Below are 18,296 nucleotides of genomic sequence, written 5' to 3'. Positions count from 1 at the left end.
AGCGTTTTGCTCAAGTGAGGCGAGCTTAGGGCCTGCCGGTGGCTTACTAGCCGGGCCGAGGCGGGGCCGCTTGGGCAGTACTTTGTCGAAAACGGGATAATTTCGATGTTTCTGGTGACTGGAGGCGCCGGGTTTATCGGCTCCAATATTGTCGCGGCGCTGAACGAGGCCGGCCATGCCGATGTCGTGGTCTCGGATTTCCTCGGCGACGAGGGCAAGTGGCGCAACCTCGCCAAGCGGCAAATCTCCGACGTCGTGCCGCCGGGCGAACTGATGGCATGGCTGCGCGGGCGCAGGCTCTCCGGCGTCATCCATATGGGCGCGATCTCGGCGACCACCGCGACCGATGGCGACCTCGTGTTCGAGACCAACTATCGCCTGTCGATGCGGCTCCTCGACTGGTGCACCGTGAACCCGACCCCCTTCATCTATGCCTCGTCGGCGGCGACCTATGGCGACGGCACGCAGGGCTTCCGCGACGACAACAGCCTCGAGGCGCTGAAGGCGTTGCGGCCGATGAACCTCTACGGCTGGAGCAAGTATCTGTTCGACGTCGCGGTGGCGACGCGCGTTGCAAAGAACGAGACGCTGCCGCCGCAATGGGCGGGGCTGAAGTTTTTCAACGTGTTCGGGCCCAACGAGTATCACAAGGGTTCGATGATGAGCGTGCTGACGCGCCGCTTCGACGACATCAAGCACGGCAAGACCATCCAGCTTTTCAAATCGCATCGCGAGGGAATTGCCGACGGCGACCAGCGCCGCGACTTCATCTATGTCGATGACGTGCTGCGCGTGGTGATGTGGCTCGTCGACAATCCGCGCGTCAGCGGCATCTTCAATGTCGGCACCGGCAAGGCGCGCAGCTTCCGTGATCTGATCGTCGCGGTCTATGCGGCGCTCGGCGCCAAGGAAAAGATCGCCTATATCGACATGCCCGAAGAAATTCGCGGCAGCTACCAGTATTTCACCGAGGCAGACGGCGAGCATCTGCGCCGCGCCGGATATAATGGCGGTTTCACGCCGCTCGAGGATTCGGTTGCCTCCTACGTCAAGAATTTTCTCGATCGGCCGGACCGCTATCGATGACCGCTATTTGCGATGAAGGCCTCGCATCATGATTGATTTCGATACGCTGTCGGAGCGGATGACGCAGCGGACCGTGCTGTGCATCGGCGATCTGATGCTCGACGAGTTCGTCTATGGCGAGGTGTCGCGCGTCTCTCCCGAGGCGCCTGCGCCGGTGATTGCCGCGCAGCGCAGCGAACTCAATGTCGGCGGCGCGGGTAACGTTGCGCGCAATATCGCAGCCCTTGGCGCGACCTGCATTTTCGTCGGCCTGATCGGTCAGGATGCGGCCGGCGAGACGTTGAAAAGCGATCTGACGCAGGATGCCTTGATCGAGGCGAATCTGATTGTCGATCCCTCGCGCCCGACGACGCGCAAGGTGCGTTTCGTCTCCGAGCATTACGCCACCCACATGCTGCGGGCGGACTGGGAGGTCGCGCTGGCAGCCGCGCCCGATGTCGAGTCGAAACTGATCGCCGCGGCGATCAAGGCGCTGCCGCGCGCCGACATCGTGCTGCTGTCCGATTACGCCAAGGGCGTGCTGACCCAGCGCGTGATCCGCGAGATCATCGATGCCGCGCATCAAGCTAACAAGCGCGTCATCGTCGATCCCAAGCATCTCAATTTTGCGGTCTACCACGGCGCGTCTATCCTCACGCCGAACCGCAAGGAATTCACCGAGGCGACCCGCAGCCGCGCCCGCACGCCGCAGGAGATCGGGCTCGCCGCGCGCGAAGCGATCGAGATTGCGGGCTGCGAGGCGATGCTGATTACGCAAAGCGAAAACGGCATGACGCTTGTCGCCAGGAATGGCGACGTGCTGCATGTGCCAGCCTATCCGGCCAAGGTCCGCGACGTCTCCGGCGCGGGCGATACGGTCGCGGCGACGCTCGCGCTCGCGCTCGCAAGCGGTGCGAGCGATGAGGAAGCGGTGCGTGCGGCATCGGCGGCCGCGGCGGTGGCTGTCGGCAAGCGCGGTACCGCAAGCGTCACGCGTGCCGAGTTGCGCAAGAAGATCGTGCCGCAGGCATCGCTGACGATGGAAGAGAAAGTCGTCTCCGGCTGGAAGGAGCTCGACGCGCGGCTCGATGACTGGCGCCGTGCGGGTCTGCGGATCGGCTTCACCAACGGCTGCTTCGACATTCTGCATCCGGGCCATGTGCGGGTGCTGACGCAGGCGCGCGCGACCTGCGACCGGCTCGTCGTCGGCCTCAACAGCGACTCGTCAGTCCGCCGTCTGAAGGGCGAAACCCGCCCGGTGCAGGCGGAGCTTGCGCGCGCCGAAGTGCTGGCGGCGCTGGAAGCCGTCGATCTCGTCGTCATCTTCGAGGAAGACACGCCGCTCAATCTGATCCGGCAAATCAAGCCGAGCGTGCTGGTGAAGGGCGGCGACTATACCCGCGAGCAGGTGGTCGGCCATGAATTCGTCGCCGCGAATGGCGGTGAGGTCGTGCTGATCGACATTCTGCCCGGCCACAGCACGACGTCGCTCGTCAATCGCGCGCGGCAGAACGGCGGATAGACAAACGCAAAACGCCTAAGACTCGTCGATGCGCGGAACGGCCGGCGTGATCCGGTCGCGTTTTTCCGGGCTTGAAATCCAAACCAGACCGCCGAGTGCGCCGACGATGAAGGTGACGATGCCGAACAGGATCGACACCACCGTGCCGTCGCCGGTGACAAGTCCGGCATAACCAAAAGCCACCGTCATCGCGGCCTCGCGCACGCCCCAGCCGGCGATCGAGATCGGCATCATGGTGATGAGCATGATCGGCGGGATCAGCAGGAAGAGTTCTCCGAACGACGCCGACGCGTGGATCGCCTGCACGCAGCACCACGCGACGACGACGGCGAGCGAGTGGATGGTGAACGACAGCACCGCGACCTTCGGCCCCGATGTCAGATTGAACAGTACTTTGTTCGCAATGACCCCGCAGGCATGGACGTGCCGCAGCGGCCACCATTTTTTCAGCCATGGCCATGACAGGCTGCCGACCACGAGAAAGCCGATGCTGCCCGCGAGCGCGGTGCAGCCGATCACGACAAGCGCGATCTGTCCCTTGGGGCTGGTGATGAGCGGATAGCTCCACGGCAGGCTGCCGACGATGATGACGGCGAGTGCGATCAGACCCACGGCGCGGTCCACCAGCACCGAGTAGGTCGCCTGCCGCCAGCCCGCGGTGCGGCCGAGAAGCCAGAGCCGCATGGCGTCGCCGCCGATGGAGGAGGGCAGCGTCTGGTTGAAGAAAGTGCCGATCATGTTGAACTTGATCGCGTGGGGAGTATCGAGCGCCGCGTCGCATTGCGCCGTCACCTCGCGCCACCGGTAGGCGCTGAGAACCACCTGCAGGAGTGTCGTCAGAATGGCGAGTGCGAACCACTCGAAGCCGAAATCGTTCAGCCGCGCCCACACCGCGTCGAAGTGAATGCCCCGGAGCGACAGATAGAGCAGCCCGACCGAAATCAGGATGCGGAGGGCGAGAAGGAGGGCTGAGCGCATCCGGGCTATGCCATGGCAGGGCGGCGTGAGCGGACGCCGGTGAGGATATTTCGCTGCGTGGTATGGCTTTACGCCGTAACTCGCAATAGGAAAGCAATCGTGAAGCCGCCATCTTTTTCGTCAACCGTTCTGGGATGATGTCCAAGAAAACCATTCTCGTTACCGGAGCGGCCGGGTTCATCGGCTTCCATGTCGCGCAGCGGCTGCTGCAGGCTGGCCACGAGGTCATAGGCCTCGACAATATCAACGATTATTACGACCCCGCCCTGAAAGAGGCGCGGCTTGCGATCCTGAAGAACGCCAGGGGCTTCGCCTTTGAGAAGATCGATCTGGCTGACCGCGCCGCAGTCCGCGCGCTTTTCGAGACGCATCGTTTCCCGCTGGTGATCCACCTCGCCGCGCAGGCGGGGGTGCGCTACTCGATCGACCATCCCAACGTCTATATCGATTCCAATCTGCAGGGATTCGCCAACATCCTTGAAGGCTGCCGGCATAACGGCTGCGAGCATCTGCTGTTTGCGTCGTCGTCCTCGGTCTATGGCGCGAACACCAAGCTGCCGTTCTCCGAGCACGACAGCGTCAACCATCCGATCAGTCTCTATGCCGCGAGCAAGCGGGCGAACGAATTGATGGCGCATACCTACAGCCATCTCTATGGATTGCCGGCGACGGGCCTGCGTTTCTTCACGGTGTACGGGCCGTGGGGCCGTCCGGATATGGCGATGTATCTGTTCGCGAACGCGATCGTCGCGGACAAGCCGATCCGTCTGTTCAACAATGGCGACATGCTGCGCGACTTCACCTATGTCGATGACGTGACGGAGGCGGTGGTGCGCCTTGCTCAGCGTCCGGCAAAGCCGAACCCCGCGTGGAATCCCGAAGCGCCGGACCCCGCGACAAGCCACGCGCCCTGGCGGATCTACAACATCGGCAACAACAAGCCGGAGAAGCTGATGGACCTCGTCGCGGCGATGGAGCGCGAGCTTGGCCGCACCGCGCGCAAGGAATTGCTGCCGATGCAGGCGGGTGACGTCTACGCCACCTATGCCGACATCGAGGACCTGCGGCGGGAAGTTGATTTCCGTCCCGACACGCCGCTCGCAGACGGCGTCGCGCGCTTTGTGGCATGGTATCGGCAGTATCACCGGATTTGAGCACGCGGATTTTTCAGAAAGCCGGCCTCGAATGACGAAACAGATTATTCCCTTGATCATGTGCGGCGGCGCCGGGACACGGCTCTGGCCGGCGTCTCGGGAAAACCGCCCGAAGCAGTTTTTGTCGTTGTTCGGTCAACACTCGACGTTTCAGGATACGCTGATGCGGGTCAGCGACGAGGCGCTGTTCGCACGGCCGATCGTCATCACCAACGCGCTTTACCGATTCATGGTGCGCGAGCAGCTCGCCGAGATCGAACGCGAGGCCGACATTCTGCTCGAGCCTTGCCGCCGGGATTCCGGACCCGCCATCGCCGCCGGTGCGGCGTTTGCCGCAAGCCGCGATCCGCAGGCGGTGGTGCTGGCGCTCGCCGCCGATCATGTCGTCAGCGACGCGGACACTTTCGTTGAAGCCTGCCGACAGGCGGTCGAGGTGGCGGCAAGCGGGCGGATCGTCACGTTCGGCATCAAGCCGGAACGGGCCGCGACCGAGTACGGCTATATCCAGCCCGGCGATAAGATCGCAGGCGACGTGCTGGCGGTCGCGAAGTTCGTCGAGAAGCCGGACGAGGCGACGGCCACGACCTATGTGCGCGACGGCTTTCTCTGGAACAGCGGCAACTTCATGTTCGCGGCCGGCACGCTCCTGTCCGAATACGAGGCGAGCGATGCCGCAAGCGTCGCTGCGGCGCGCGAGGCGGTGGCGAAGGCGGGCAGTGATCTCGGCTTTGTCACGCTCGATGAGGAGTCGTTTGCGCGCGCGACGCCGATGTCGATCGACTACGCCGTGATGGAGAAGACCGCGCGGGCGGCTGTCATTCCGCTGTCCTGCGGTTGGTCGGATGTCGGCTCGTGGCACGCGGTGTGGGAGCTTTCGCCCAAGGACGACGACGGCAACGCCGCACGCGGCACAGCGGTGTTCGAGGGCGCGACCAACTGCAACGTCGCATCGGACAAGGCGCTCGTTGCACTGGAGGGCGTCGACGATGTCGTGGTGGTGGCGACGCAGGACGCCATTCTGGTATCGCGGCAGAAGGACCCGAACGCGCTGAAGCGGCTCGTCGCGAAACTGAAGAAGGCGCAGCCGCAGGTGACGGAGGATCACCTCAAGGTGCATCGGCCCTGGGGCTCCTATCAATCGCTCGACACTGGCGACCGGCATCAGGTGAAACGGATCATCGTCAAGGCGGGCGGGCGGTTGTCGCTGCAGAAGCACCACCACCGCTCCGAGCACTGGATCGTGGTGCGAGGTGCCGCGAAGGTGACGCTCGACGGCGCCGAGTCGATCGTCCACGAGAACGAATCGATCTACATCCCGATCGGCGCGACTCACCGGCTGGAGAACCCGGGCAAGATCCCGCTGGAGCTGATCGAGGTTCAAACCGGTAGCTATCTCGGCGAGGACGACATCATCCGCATCGAGGACGATTATCGGCGCTAGGCTTACTTGTCATTGCCGGGCTTGACCCGGCAATCCATCTCGTTGAAGTCGTTCTTCTTTTCCGATGGATGCGCGGGTCATAGGCGAGCGGAAGCGACGCCGTTCTTCGAACGGCTATGCCCGCGCATGACGATCCCACGTACACCTGAGCCATCCCAGGTTCGGTTTTTGGGTTTTTTCGAGGTCCGGCTGACATTTTTTGCATCAAAACGTGTTCGGGCGGCCGCCCTGAGCCTGCCCTTTGAGGGTCGGCGGGGCGCTTTCGCCGTGCTAGGAACGGCGCAGCCTTACGGCGGTTTTAAGGGGTGAATCATCAATGAGTTCCAAGGGATTGACGCGTGACGGGGGTGCGTTGCGCGTAGGCGTGATCGGTGCGGGTGTGATGGGCAGCAACCATGCACGCGTGTTGGCGGGGTTGCCCGGCGTGAAGCTCGCGGGCGTTGCCGATCCTCTCGCGGAAAGCCGCTCGCGGGTCTCCGGGTTTATCGATTGCCCGACCTTCGCGAGCGTCGATGAACTGCTCGCCGCCGGCGTCGATGCCGTCACCATTGCCGCGCCGACCCATCTGCATCGCGACGTGTCGCTCGCCTGCATCGCGCATGGCGCGCACGTTCTTGTCGAGAAGCCGATTGCGACCACCGGCGCTGAGGGGCGCGAGATCATCGACGCCGCCCGCAAGAAGGGCGTTGCCCTGATGGTCGGCCATGTCGAGCGCTTCAACCCGGCGGTTGCGACCATCAAGGAAGCGCTGCGTGGCGAAGAAATTCTCTCCGTCGCGATCACCCGCGTCGGCCCGTTCCCGCCGCGCATGTCGAATGTCGGCGTGGTGATCGATCTTGCCGTGCACGATATCGATCTGATCCGCTGGTTTACCGAATCCGACATCGTCGAGGTGCAGCCGCAGCTCACCAGCGCGGTCGCCGAGCGTGAGGACATTGCGCTGCTGCAATTCCGCACCGAGTCCGGTGTGCTCGCGCACATCAACACCAACTGGCTGACGCCGTTCAAGGCGCGCACCGCGACGATCGCGACCCGCAACAAATACATCCAGGGCGATCTGCTGACGCGGCAGGTGACCGAGTGCTTCGGCTTCCAGCGCGATGGCAGCTATTCGATGCGTCATCTGCCGGTCGGCCATGACGAACCGTTGCGTGCCGAACTGATGGCCTTCATCAAGGCGATCGAGAATGGCGGCAAGCCTGCGATCACCGGCGAAGAGGGCGTTGCGAGCCTCGAGATTGCGATCAAGTGCCTCGAGACGCGGCCGAAGCCTGCCGCAAAGCCACATCCGCACGCGCCGCGCGCCGCTGCGAGCTGACCTTAGCTTCCTGCCCATTCCTGTTTCCCTTTTGATTGGTGACTAGCCATGAATGAACGACCCTCGCCTGTGGCCTTTATCGACATTGGCGCGCAGCGTCGGCGCCTGGGCCCGGCGATCGACGAGGCGGTCGGCCGTGTGCTGACACATTGTCAGTTCGTCAGCGGGCCCGAGGTGACGCAGTTCGAGGCCGATCTCGCGGCGTTCTGTGGCGCGAAGCATGTCGTCGCCTGCGCCAGCGGCACCGACGCGCTTTTGATGGTGCTGATGGCGAAACAGGTCGGCCCGGGCGATGCGGTGCTCGTGCCGTCCTTCACCTTCTGCGCGAGCGGTGAAGTGGTGGCGCTTGCCGGTGCGACGCCGGTGTTCGTCGACGTCGACGAGACCACCTTCAACATCGATATCGCTTCCCTGAAGCGTGGCATCGCTACCGCCCGCAAGGCCGGGCTGAAGCCCAAGGCGGTGATCCCGGTCGATCTGTTCGGCCAGAGCGCCGACCACGATGCGGTGGCTAAGGTTGCTGCGGAAGAGGGGCTGTTCGTGCTCGACGACGCCGCGCAGAGTTTTGGCGCGACCTATAAGGGCAAGCGTCTCGGCACCTTCGGCCTTGCCACCGCGACGAGCTTCTTTCCGGCGAAGCCGCTCGGCTGCTTCGGCGACGGCGGTGCGATCTTCACCGACGATGCGGCACTTGCAGAAGCGCTGCGTAGCGTGCGCGTACACGGGCAGGGCAGCGAGAAATACGATAACGTCCGCCTCGGCCTTACCGGCCGGCTTGACACCATGCAGGCGGCGATCCTGATCGAGAAGCTGAAAATTTTCCCCGACGAGATCGAGGCGCGCAATCGCGTCGCGGAGACTTACGCCAAGGGCCTCGGTGACGTGGTGACCGTGCCGAAGGTCGTGCCCGGCAATCTCTCGGTCTGGGCGCAGTACACGATCCGCGTCAAGGACGGCACCCGCGAGGCGTTTGCCGCAGCCTTGAGGGACAAGGGCATTCCGACCGCGATCTACTACCCGAAGTCGATGCACCAGCAGACGGCCTACCGGCATTACCCTGTCGCAGATGGTGGCCTGCCGGTCTGCGAAAAGCTGTCGCGGGAGTGCATCAGCCTGCCGATGCACCCCTATCTCGACGCGGCGACGCTGGACCGTGTCATTTCGGCTGTGCGCGACGCGGTGCGCGGCTGATGATCGGCACTTTGTAAGAGTGTCGCCATGCCCGGCTTTATTCCGGGCATCCACATCTTAGCCAGCCTCCAAAAAGGCGTGGATGGCCGGAATAAATCCGGCCATGACGGAGCAAGTTGAGCTTTCACCAGTTCGCGAGAAAGCTTCCGTACTGTAGAAACATCGGATGCTCGGCCGGATCTTTACTGTTGGCGGTTATACGCTGCTGTCGCGCGTGACGGGCTTTGCGCGCGACATCATGCTCGCCGCGATTCTCGGCGCGGGCCCGCTCGCGGACGCTTTCTTCGTCGCGTTGCGGTTGCCGAATCACTTCCGGGCGATCTTTGCCGAAGGCGCGTTCAACGCCGCCTTCATTCCCGCCTACACCCATGTGCAGGACAAGGGCGGGCCGGCATCCGCGCACCTGTTTGCCGACCGCATTTTCACGCTCCTGTTCGCGAGCCAGATTGTGCTGCTCGCGGTGGCGTGGCTGTTCATGCCGCAGGCGATCTCGCTGCTCGCGCCGGGCTTCTCGGATGACCCCGGCCAGCGCGAACTCGCGATCGAACTGACCCGGATCACCTTTCCATACCTGCTGCTGATTACGCTGGTGACGCTCTACGGCGGCATCCTCAACGTGATGCAGCGCTTTGCGAGCGCGGCGGCGGCGTCGATCCTGCTTAATCTGTCGATGATGATGACGCTGGCACTCGCCGCGTTCTTTCCGAGTGCGGGACATGCGGCGGCGTGGGGCGTGCTGATCTCCGGCTTCCTGCAATATTTCCTGCTGGCGGGCGATGCTGCGCGCACTGGCGTGCTGCCGCGTTTCGCCAAGATCAAGTTCGATGAAGACATCGTCGGATTCTTTCGGGCACTCGGGCCCGCCACGGTGGGCTCGATGGGCACGCAAATCGCGCTGTTCGCGGACACCATCATCGCGACCTTCCTCGCCTCCGGCGCGCTGTCGGCGCTCTATTACGCCGATCGCCTGAACCAGCTGCCGATTGGCGTGATCGGTATTGCGATTGGCACCGTGCTGCTGCCGGACATGGCGCGGCGGATCAGCGGCGGCGATCATGCCGGCGCGATGGCCGCGCAACGCCGTGCGTTCGAGTTCACGCTGTTGTTCTCCGTGCCGTTCGTCGCGGCCTTCCTCACAGTGCCGGACGTCATCATGCGCGCGATGTTTGCGCGCGGCGCGTTCTCGAGTGCGGATGCTGCAACCGCCGGCGCGACGCTTGCGGCTTATGCGGTCGGCCTCATCCCCTTCGTGCTGATCCGCAGCGCGGTTGCGACGTTCTACGCCCGCAAGGACACCGCGACGCCGGTGAAATCGGCGCTGACCGGGATTGCCGTCAACCTCGTGCTGAAGCTTCTGCTGATGGGCTCGCTGGCGCAGATCGGCCTCGCGCTTGCAACCGCGATCGGGCAGTGGGTGAACCTGCTGCTTGTGCTCGGCTTTGCGGTTCACCGTGGTTTTCTCGACATCGATCGCGCCTTCACGCAATCGCTCGGTAAATTCGCCATCGCGGGCGTGAGCCTCGCCGCCGCGCTGTGGGGCGCCTCGCTGCTCGCCGCGCGGTGGCTCACATCTGTCACGGTCGCGCACGACGAAATCGCGCTGCTGATTTTGGTGGCGGTCGGCACCGTGGTTTATGCCGCACTGATTATCGCGCTGTTCGGCCCGCGCTGGCTGAAGGCGCTGGTACGGCCATAAAGCAATTGCGACGGCTGTGTCGCATCATCTCGTCATTACGGCGAAGCGAAGCAACCCGGCATGACTGGATTGCTTCGTCGCATGGGTTTCTCGCAATAACAGGTGAGTTTACTTCACCACCTGTGCGCGGATTTCACCGCCCGGATGTGCCGCGGTGTGAACGTTGATGTACATTTTTCCGGCCATCAGGTCGGTGGCCTGCGTGTCCGTCAGCGTAGCACTGCCCTGCGCACCGCTCGCGACATCCTTGAACGGGATCATGATGCCCGCGTTCTTGCCGGGCTCGGCCGGGCCGTGAAAATGGGCCATGGTTGCAGGACCGGTGAGACCGGAATAGGTGACCTTCCACGTCAGCATCTTCGAGGCGGTATCGTAGTTCACGTCGGCGGTGCCTGTGGCTTTGCTGTCGTTTGGTGGCACCTCGCTTGCGCCGCTGAGGTTGAGCTTCATTGCGATCTTTTCGGCGTTGGCCGGTGAGACCATCACGAGGGTCGTGAGGATGGCAGCCGCACTCATGGTTTTGCCGTACATGGGATTCTCCCGTAGCGGGGGTGAAGAATGTTTCTACAACCCCGGCTGGGGCTATTTAGTTCGCCGCTGGCGGAAGTTTGATAGGGTTTCGGGTGGGGTTGCCGAAAGTGATGCAGGGGCCTCAAATCGGCGGTACTAGTGTCGGTTGGAATGGTTTGAGGATTGTTTGGACGATGACGATACCGGTTGCACTTTCGATTGCGGGCTCGGACACGATCGGCGGCGCGGGCATTCAGGCCGACCTCAAGACTTTTTCCGCGCTCGGCGTCTATGGCACCACCGCCATCACCGCGTTGACGGCGCAGAACACCAGGGGCGTGACCGCGATTCATGAATCGCCGGCTGATTTCGTCGCCGCGCAGATCGATGCGGTGATGAGCGATCTCGCTGTCGGCGCGGTCAAGATCGGGATGACGGCGTCGGAGCCGATCATCGAGACGATTACCGAGCGGCTCATTCACTGGAAGGCGAAGAACGTCGTGCTCGATCCGGTGATGATCGCAACCTCCGGCGACCGGCTTCTCGCCGAAGATGCCGTCGAGGCGATCCGCACGCGGCTGATCCCGGTCGCAAGCCTCGCGACGCCGAACCTGCCCGAGGCAGCGGCGCTGCTCGAGGAAGACGTTGCGCAAACCGAGGACGAGATTGTCGGGCAGGGCCGCCGCATTCTGCGGCTCGGCGTGCCGGCCGTGCTGATCAAGGGCGGGCACGGCGAGGGACCGCAGAGCATCGATTATCTCATCCGCGAGGATCAGGTGATTCGTCTTGCCGCCGAACGCGTCAGAACCAAAAACGTGCACGGCACTGGCTGCACGCTGTCGTCGGCGATTGCCGCTGGCCTTGCCAAGGGCCACAGTCTTGAAGACGCGGTGGGCGAGGCGAAAGACTATGTGAGCGCGGCGATTGCCGAGGCCGACCGCCTGCAGCTCAGCCGCGACCATGGCCCGATCCACCACTTTCACGCCTTCTACTGAACGTGCGGCCCTTCGCTGTCGCGCATTTGTCGCACGACGCTGTTAGGTGCGATCCATCGCAAACGCCCAAACGCCTTTCTGGATCGCAACCATGAGCACGGATCTCGACCGATCGACCGTTGAAACGGCCTATGCCCGCTGGGCGCCGATCTATGATGCGGTGTGCGGGCCTGTGATGGTGAAAGGCCGCCGCGCCGCTGCAGCCGCTGCCTGCGCCATCGGCGGAAAAATTCTCGAGGTCGGCGTCGGCACCGGCCTTTCCTTCGACGATTACGATGCGGGGACCGAAATCACCGGCATCGACATGAGCGCGCCGATGCTCGCCAAGGCGCGGGCGAAGATGGAAAGCGGACGCTACCCGCACGTCAGGGACGTGCTGCAGATGGATGCGCACCGCATGTCGTTTGCCGATGCGACATTCGACTGTGTCGTGGCGCAGTTTGTTATCACGCTGGTGGCGAACCCCGAGCAGGTGCTGTCCGAATGTCACCGCGTGGTGAAGCCGGGCGGGCGCATCATTCTCGTCAATCATCTCTACTCGGAGGTGGGCGTCGCGGCTGCGGTCGAGCGCTGGGCGGCGAAGCGTACCCGCGCGCTGGGTCTGCGCCCCGAATTTCCGTTCGCGCGGCTTGCGGCCTGGGCGCAATCCAATGCCGAAGCCGCGCTGATCGAGCGGCGGAAAGTGGCGCCGTTCTACACGCTGGTTTGCTTCGAACGCACGCCATCGATTGCTGCCTGATGAAGGCCGCGCGCCGTCATCGCCCTGTCACACAACTCTGCTAGCTGCACGCCCATGGAAAACGTCTCTATCTCAGATGGCATTCCGGAACGGACCTTCCGCACTTTATTTATTTCCGATGTCCATCTGGGAGCAAGAGGATCGCAAGCCGAGCGGCTTCTCGATTTCCTCCGCGTGCACGATGCCGAGACGATCTATCTCGTTGGCGACATCGTCGATGGCTGGGCACTGAAGTCCCATTGGCACTGGCCGCAATCACACAACGATTTCGTGCAGAAGATGCTCCGCCGCGTCCGCAAGGGCGCGAAGGTTTTCTATGTGCCCGGCAATCACGACGAATTCCTGCGCTCCTATTACGGCACGCATTTCGGCGGTGTCGAAGTGGTCGAGCAGGTGATCCACGAAGGTCTCGACGGCAGGCGCTATCTCGTCATCCACGGCGATCTGTTCGATCTCGTCGTGCAGAACGCGCGCTGGCTCGCGCATCTCGGTGACAAGGCCTACGACCTCGCCATTCAGGCCAACCGTTTCGTCAATGTGTTTCGTCGCATGTTCGGCTCGCCCTATTGGTCGCTGTCGCAATGGGCGAAGCTGAAGGTGAAGAACGCGGTGAATTACATCGGCGCGTTCGAGCAGACGCTCGCCGCCGAGGCGCGCCGGTACGGCGCGGACGGCGTGATATGCGGCCACATCCATTACGCGACGATCGGCGAATATGACGGCATCCGCTACATGAATTGCGGCGACTGGGTAGAGAGCTGTACGGCACTGGTCGAGCATCACGACGGCCGCTTCGAGATCATCCGGTGGACGGTGCCGTTGCGGCAGCTCGCGCCGGTGCCCGCCATCGCGGCGCAGGCGGCCTGATGCGCATTCTGGTCGCCACCGATGCGTGGCATCCGCAGATCAACGGCGTCGTTCGCACGCTCACCATGATGGCGGAGGCCGCGCGTGGGCTCGGTGCGGAGGTGACGTTTCTCACGCCGCAATCCTTCGCCACTGTGGCGCTGCCGAGTTACCCCGATCTGCGTGTTGCGTTGCCGGGGCCTGCCAGGGTCGCGGCGCTGATCGAAGACGCGCGGCCGGACAATATCCATATCGCGACCGAAGGGCCGATCGGCCTTCTGGTGCGGCGCTATTGCTTGAGGCGGCAGCTCCCGTTCACCACGAGCTTTCATACCCGTTTTCCTGAGTACGTCTCGGCGCGCTCGCCGATCCCGGAATCCTGGGTCTGGGCGGGGCTGCGGCGCTTTCATGCGCAGAGCCAGGCGGTGATGGCAGCAACGCCGGCGCTGGCCGATGAACTGCGCGGACGCGGCTTTCATAATGTCGCGCTGTGGCCGCGCGGCGTCGATACCAACCTGTTTCATCCACGCGCGCTCGATCTCGGTCTGCCGCGGCCGATCTTCCTCTCGGTCGGGCGTGTCGCCGTTGAGAAGAATCTTGAGGCGTTTCTCAGCCTCGATCTTCCCGGCACCAAGGTGGTAGTCGGTGATGGCCCCGCGCGCGCGGAACTGGAGCGCCGTTATCCCGATGCGATCTTTCTCGGCGCGATGCAGGGCGATGCGCTGGCGAAAGCCTATGCGGCAGCGGACGTGTTCGTGTTTCCGAGCCGGACCGATACGTTCGGGCTGGTGCTGCTGGAGGCGCTCGCAAGCGGCGTGCCGGTGGCGGCCTTCCCGGTGAGCGGGCCGAAGGACGTGATCGGCGATGTGCCGGTCGGTGTGCTCGACGAGGATCTCGCCGCTGCCTGCCGTGGCGCGCTTGCTATCTCCCGCGACGCCTGCCGGGATTTCGCGCTGGCGCACACCTGGGAGGCCTGCGCGCGCGCCTTCATCGATAATATCGTCCACGCGCGCCGCGACCTCGCGCCGGCGATCTGCGCCGCGGCCTAACTCTTGATCGGCGGCGGTCTGTCGCGATAAGACGGCACGATGGACCAGACCCTCCCTGTCTATGCTGATATCGAAGCCGCCGCCCGCAGGCTCGCCGGGCACGCGGTCCGAACGCCGCTCCTGAGTTCGCCGGCGCTCGATGCCGCGACCGGCGCTCGTGTTTTCGTCAAGCCGGAAGTGCTGCAGCGGACCGGCTCGTTCAAGTTTCGCGGCGCGTTCAATCGTCTCTCGCTCATTCCGGAGAACGAGCGCGTCAGGGGCGTCGTCGCCTATTCGTCGGGCAACCATGCGCAGGGCGTTGCCGCCGCCGCGCAAATCATCGGCCTGCCTGCGACCATCGTGATGCCGGCCGATGCGCCGGCGTTCAAGCGCGAGCGCACCAAGGGGTACGGCGCCCGTGTCGTCCTTTACGACCGCGACCGCGAAAGCCGCGAGGGCATTGCGGAGGCGATCGTGGCCGAGAGCGGCGCGACGCTGGTGCGGCCGTTCGACGATCCGCAGATCATTGCGGGGCAGGGCACCGTCGGTCTCGAGATTGCCGAGGACCTGCATGCGCGCGGGATTGCACCCGATCTCGTGTCCGCGCCGGCTTCGGGCGGCGGATTGGTGGCGGGCATCGCGCTTGCGACCAACCATCATTTTCCGCAGGCGCGGCTGCTGACCTCGGAGCCTGCCGGCTATGACGACCACGCCCGCTCGCTGGCGAGCGGCGTGCGGCAGCGCCACGATGCGAAGGCTCGCTCGATCTGCGACGCGCTGATGGCGCCGGAGCCGGGCGAACTGACGTTTGCGATCAACCGCCAACTGGTAGCGGGCGGTGTGACGGCGACCGACGCCGAGGCGATGCAGGCGATGGCGTTCGCCTTCAGTGAGCTGAAGCTGGTGGTGGAGCCGGGCGGCGCGGTGGCGCTGGCGGCGCTTCTCGCCGGGCGGATGGACGCGCGCGGAAAGACCGTGGTGATCGTGCTCTCCGGCGGAAATGTTGATGCCGGGCTTTATGCCGAGGCGATTGGACAGCAGGCGAACGACTGATCGTCCGGGCTTCCTTTCAGTTGCTCCCGCGCAAACCGAACCAGACTGACTCCCTGCCTTCGCGGGGACGACAGATACGACTGCATCGACCCCGATGGATCGCTCTAGCTGAAGAACGCGATCCGTTCGGCATGGCTCATGCGGCGGATCGGCGCCAGCAGGTCGGCGGTGGCGGCTGAGGGCCGCACCACGCCTTGCGCGATCAGCGTCGCGCCAAGCGAGGCGCCGTTCTCGAGTGCGGGCAGGGGGGCGATCTCGGCCTCGATATCCGCCCAGAGGTCGTCCTCGGTTGCAACCGGTTCGCTGCTCGCCGCAGTAGCAGCCTCGACGGTGGTCGGGTCGACCTTCGGAAGGCTGGCGGCTGTTGCATGAACCGCGGTTTCGCGGGCGGGCTCCGGCTCGGCCATTGGCTGAGCAACCGTCTGCGGCGAGGCGGACGCGTTCAGGATCGTCACGGGGCGCGGAGTCTCGGCCTCAACATGGACCGGTTCGGGCGCCGCAACTTCGGGAGCGATGGCTTGCTGCGCAGCCGCTTCAGATGCGGGCTGCGGCACGGCGGCGGCCTCTGGTGTTTCCGATACAGCCTCTGCGGCCATGGCAGGAGCTGCGTCCATATCGAGCGTAGCATCCACGGCTGCGATGTCGGTGGCCTCGGCTTCGAGGGCGACAATATCCACGCTCTCAGTAGTTGCGGCTTCGACCGGCGCGCTCATTTCCGGCGCAGTCGCGGATTGCGCGTGCACGGCTTCGGCTTGCTCCGGCAGGGATATCTCAAGCTCTGTGTCGGAAGCGGCTTCGACCATCGTTTCAGCGATCGCCTCGACGGCAACGGCTTCAACAGCAGCCTCGGCCTGTGTCTTCGGAGCAGCGGCGATTTCCGGTGCAGCGACAGTTATGGCATCGCTCTCCAGCGCAGCGCTTGTCTCCTTTGCAACAGCCTCGCCGTCGCCAAGCAGTTCGTTGATCGGTGCCAGAATTTGCCGGCAGATGTTGTCCAGCGGGAATTCGTCACACGCCGCCTCGATGGCGCGCACCTGGCCGTCGAGGATGTTGCAGATACGCGGATCAGAGCCGGATTCCCGCAGGCCCCAGATCACCTCGCGGATGATCCGCAGGCTTTTGCGCCACGGCAGGAAGGTGTGGTCGAAGGCCGCTTCGCTGAACTCGGCGCGGATCGTGGCCCGCGCCTGTTCGAGCGCCGCGCGCACGGCCTCGGGCAGGCCCTCCGGCTCCGGAGCGGGTTGCACTTCGGCCGCAGATTGTGCTTCGGCCGCAAGGCTTTGCTCGATCCGCGTCACGGCCTCCAGCACCATGGCGGTGTCGGCATTGCGGTTGCGCCGGGCATATTCGGTGAGAAACCAGCGGCCGCGTGAGGTCTCCATGAAGGCTTCGCGGATGGCTTCGTAATCGGCATCGGTCGGCACCGCAGAACTCGTGGAAATCGGCGACAGGGCAAAGGCTTCTTCAGCCATGGGCACACCCTCACTCGCCCGCGCAAACGGCACATGCGCGCGCGGGCCCGGCAATTGGAACATGAAAACCGCTCTGATCGAATCTGATTTTACTGAGGCAGGCAACCGGCGGTTTTGAGTTATCCGCTGACTTATTTGCCGCGCCGCCGAGAGTCGCGCTTGGATGGAATCAAAGCGTGCTCTCTAACCCCACAGAGCTACCTCGGGAGGATGAAGAATCGAACCTTCATAACGCAAAGCGGGCGTGCGGTCCTTGGCGAGCAGAAGTGGGCCGTCGAGATCCACAATAAAGGCGCCTTGCGCGACGAGGAGCGCGGGCGCCATCGCAAGCGAGGTCGCGACCATGCAGCCGACCATGATGCGCAGCCCGAGGCGGTCGGCCTCGCGGCGCATCGCCAGCGCCTCGGTGAGGCCGCCGGTCTTGTCGAGCTTGATGTTGACCGCGTCGTAACGCCCGACGAGCGCGGCAAGAGATGCGGTCGCGTGCGCGCTCTCGTCGGCACACACCGGAATGGGGCGGATGATGTGCGCCAGCGCCTCGTCCTGCCCGGCGGGCAATGGCTGCTCGACCAGCACGACACCGGCGGCGGCGCAGGCATCCAGATTGCGCGGGAGGTTCGCTTCAGACCACGCCTCGTTGGCATCGACGATCAACGTCGCGGCAGGCGCCGCACGGCGCACGGCTGCGATGCGCGCGTCGTCGCCGTCGCCGCCGAGTTTCACCTTGAGAAGCGGACGATGCGCGGCGGCGCTTGCTGCTTGGGCCATATCGTCGGGCGTACTGAGCGAGATCGTGTAGGCGGTGGTCACAGGACCGGGCGGCGGTAAATCCGCAAGCTCCCAAACTCGGCGCTTCGCTTCCTTCGCTTCCAGATCCCACAACGCGCAGTCGATGGCGTTGCGTGCGGCGCCGGGCGGCACGCGCTCGCGCAACTCCTCGCGCGTGAGGGTCGCCCACTGGCCGACTGAATGTATCGTGTCGGCAGCCGCATCTGGCGTTTCGCCATAGCGCGGATAGGGCACGCACTCGCCGCGGCCGGTGACGCCGTTGCGGCTGATCTCGGCGACGACGACGGCGGCTTCGGTCTTGCTGCCGCGGCTGATGGTGAAGCGGCCCGCGATCGGCCAGCGCTCGATGTGCGCGCGGAGCTGGAATGGAACGGTTGTCATGGAAATGTGTCGGTCAGTTGAAGACGGGCTTGCCGTTGTGCCACAATTATGGCTCTTAGCAGGTCCTCCTTACAAGCAGGACCGGGAACCTGTTAGCTCGCGATTGGCGGGCATCATA

The 18,296-nt window shown here is 64.2% G+C and carries 16 protein-coding genes; 12 read left to right on the top strand and 4 right to left on the bottom strand.

The features are described from left to right. The first annotated feature begins 105 nt into the window (after window positions 1-105). Together rfaD and rfaE1 are read left to right on the top strand one after the other, a co-directional pair. Window positions 106-1,086, top strand: a complete 981-nt coding sequence (rfaD, locus tag OCA5_RS13325) for an ADP-glyceromanno-heptose 6-epimerase (protein ID WP_012562495.1) — start codon at window positions 106-108, stop codon at window positions 1,084-1,086. 28 nt (window positions 1,087-1,114) lie between these two features. Then, on the top strand, window positions 1,115-2,587 hold the full coding sequence (rfaE1, locus tag OCA5_RS13320) for a D-glycero-beta-D-manno-heptose-7-phosphate kinase (protein WP_012562496.1): 1,473 nt from the start codon (window positions 1,115-1,117) through the stop codon (window positions 2,585-2,587). Between the two features lie 15 nt (window positions 2,588-2,602). On the opposite strand, the gene OCA5_RS13315 is transcribed toward rfaE1, so the two are convergent. Further along, the gene (locus OCA5_RS13315) at window positions 2,603-3,565 is read right to left on the bottom strand and encodes a lysylphosphatidylglycerol synthase transmembrane domain-containing protein (RefSeq protein ID WP_012562497.1); all 963 of its coding nucleotides are present in this window, start codon (window positions 3,563-3,565) and stop codon (window positions 2,603-2,605) included. Window positions 3,566-3,702: 137 nt separating this feature from the next. Here OCA5_RS13315 and OCA5_RS13310 point away from each other — a divergent pair, with 137 nt between their 5' ends. The 5 genes from OCA5_RS13310 (at window position 3,703) to murJ (ending at window position 10,365) form a co-directional block, all read left to right on the top strand. Beyond that, window positions 3,703-4,719, top strand: coding sequence for an NAD-dependent epimerase (locus tag OCA5_RS13310; RefSeq protein WP_041559640.1), 1,017 nt, complete (start codon window positions 3,703-3,705; stop codon window positions 4,717-4,719). A 31-nt stretch (window positions 4,720-4,750) separates the two neighbouring features. Further along, window positions 4,751-6,160, top strand: coding sequence for a mannose-1-phosphate guanylyltransferase/mannose-6-phosphate isomerase (locus OCA5_RS13305; RefSeq protein WP_013913265.1), 1,410 nt, complete (start codon window positions 4,751-4,753; stop codon window positions 6,158-6,160). A 316-nt stretch (window positions 6,161-6,476) separates the two neighbouring features. Next, window positions 6,477-7,478 (top strand): Gfo/Idh/MocA family protein, encoded by a 1,002-nt coding sequence (locus OCA5_RS13300; RefSeq protein ID WP_012562500.1) that lies wholly within the window; start codon window positions 6,477-6,479, stop codon window positions 7,476-7,478. A 48-nt stretch (window positions 7,479-7,526) separates the two neighbouring features. After that, window positions 7,527-8,669, top strand: coding sequence for a DegT/DnrJ/EryC1/StrS family aminotransferase (locus OCA5_RS13295; RefSeq protein ID WP_013913264.1), 1,143 nt, complete (start codon window positions 7,527-7,529; stop codon window positions 8,667-8,669). Between the two features lie 166 nt (window positions 8,670-8,835). Beyond that, window positions 8,836-10,365 carry a murein biosynthesis integral membrane protein MurJ gene (murJ, locus tag OCA5_RS13290; RefSeq protein ID WP_012562502.1) on the top strand — a complete coding sequence of 510 codons (1,530 nt, stop codon included), beginning with the start codon at window positions 8,836-8,838 and terminating at the stop codon, window positions 10,363-10,365. Between the two features lie 108 nt (window positions 10,366-10,473). On the opposite strand, the gene OCA5_RS13285 is transcribed toward murJ, so the two are convergent. Next, window positions 10,474-10,896, bottom strand: a complete 423-nt coding sequence (locus tag OCA5_RS13285) for a CHRD domain-containing protein (RefSeq protein ID WP_012562503.1) — start codon at window positions 10,894-10,896, stop codon at window positions 10,474-10,476. A gap of 173 nt (window positions 10,897-11,069) precedes the next feature. Here OCA5_RS13285 and thiD point away from each other — a divergent pair, with 173 nt between their 5' ends. From thiD to OCA5_RS13260, 5 genes are all read left to right on the top strand, one after another. Beyond that, entirely contained in the window at window positions 11,070-11,870 is an 801-nt protein-coding gene (thiD, locus tag OCA5_RS13280) for a bifunctional hydroxymethylpyrimidine kinase/phosphomethylpyrimidine kinase (protein ID WP_012562504.1), read from the top strand. A 91-nt stretch (window positions 11,871-11,961) separates the two neighbouring features. Beyond that, a complete protein-coding gene (locus OCA5_RS13275; protein ID WP_012562505.1) occupies window positions 11,962-12,609 on the top strand; it encodes a class I SAM-dependent methyltransferase in 648 nt (215 codons plus the stop codon). Between the two features lie 54 nt (window positions 12,610-12,663). After that, window positions 12,664-13,476: a UDP-2,3-diacylglucosamine diphosphatase gene (locus OCA5_RS13270; protein WP_012562506.1), complete on the top strand. Its 813-nt coding sequence runs from the start codon at window positions 12,664-12,666 to the stop codon at window positions 13,474-13,476. Beyond that, complete coding sequence (locus OCA5_RS13265) at window positions 13,476-14,504, top strand: glycosyltransferase family 4 protein (RefSeq protein ID WP_012562507.1); 1,029 nt, start codon at window positions 13,476-13,478, stop codon at window positions 14,502-14,504. Before OCA5_RS13270 ends, OCA5_RS13265 begins: the two co-directional genes overlap by 1 nt. Before the next feature lie 39 nt (window positions 14,505-14,543). Continuing rightward, window positions 14,544-15,536 (top strand): threonine ammonia-lyase, encoded by a 993-nt coding sequence (locus OCA5_RS13260; protein ID WP_012562508.1) that lies wholly within the window; start codon window positions 14,544-14,546, stop codon window positions 15,534-15,536. A gap of 104 nt (window positions 15,537-15,640) precedes the next feature. Here OCA5_RS13260 and OCA5_RS13255 read toward each other — a convergent pair whose 3' ends face one another. Both OCA5_RS13255 and dgcA read right to left on the bottom strand, forming a co-directional pair. Further along, on the bottom strand, window positions 15,641-17,008 hold the full coding sequence (locus OCA5_RS13255) for a hypothetical protein (protein ID WP_012562509.1): 1,368 nt from the start codon (window positions 17,006-17,008) through the stop codon (window positions 15,641-15,643). Between the two features lie 183 nt (window positions 17,009-17,191). Further along, window positions 17,192-18,178 (bottom strand): N-acetyl-D-Glu racemase DgcA, encoded by a 987-nt coding sequence (dgcA, locus tag OCA5_RS13250; RefSeq protein ID WP_012562511.1) that lies wholly within the window; start codon window positions 18,176-18,178, stop codon window positions 17,192-17,194. Between the last annotated feature and the right edge of the window lie 118 nt (window positions 18,179-18,296).

The organism is Afipia carboxidovorans OM5, assembly GCF_000218565.1.
Lineage (GTDB): Bacteria > Pseudomonadota > Alphaproteobacteria > Rhizobiales > Xanthobacteraceae > Afipia > Afipia carboxidovorans.
Note: the sequence above shows the minus strand (reverse complement) of the source record. Positions and strands in the feature narration are given on the sequence as shown.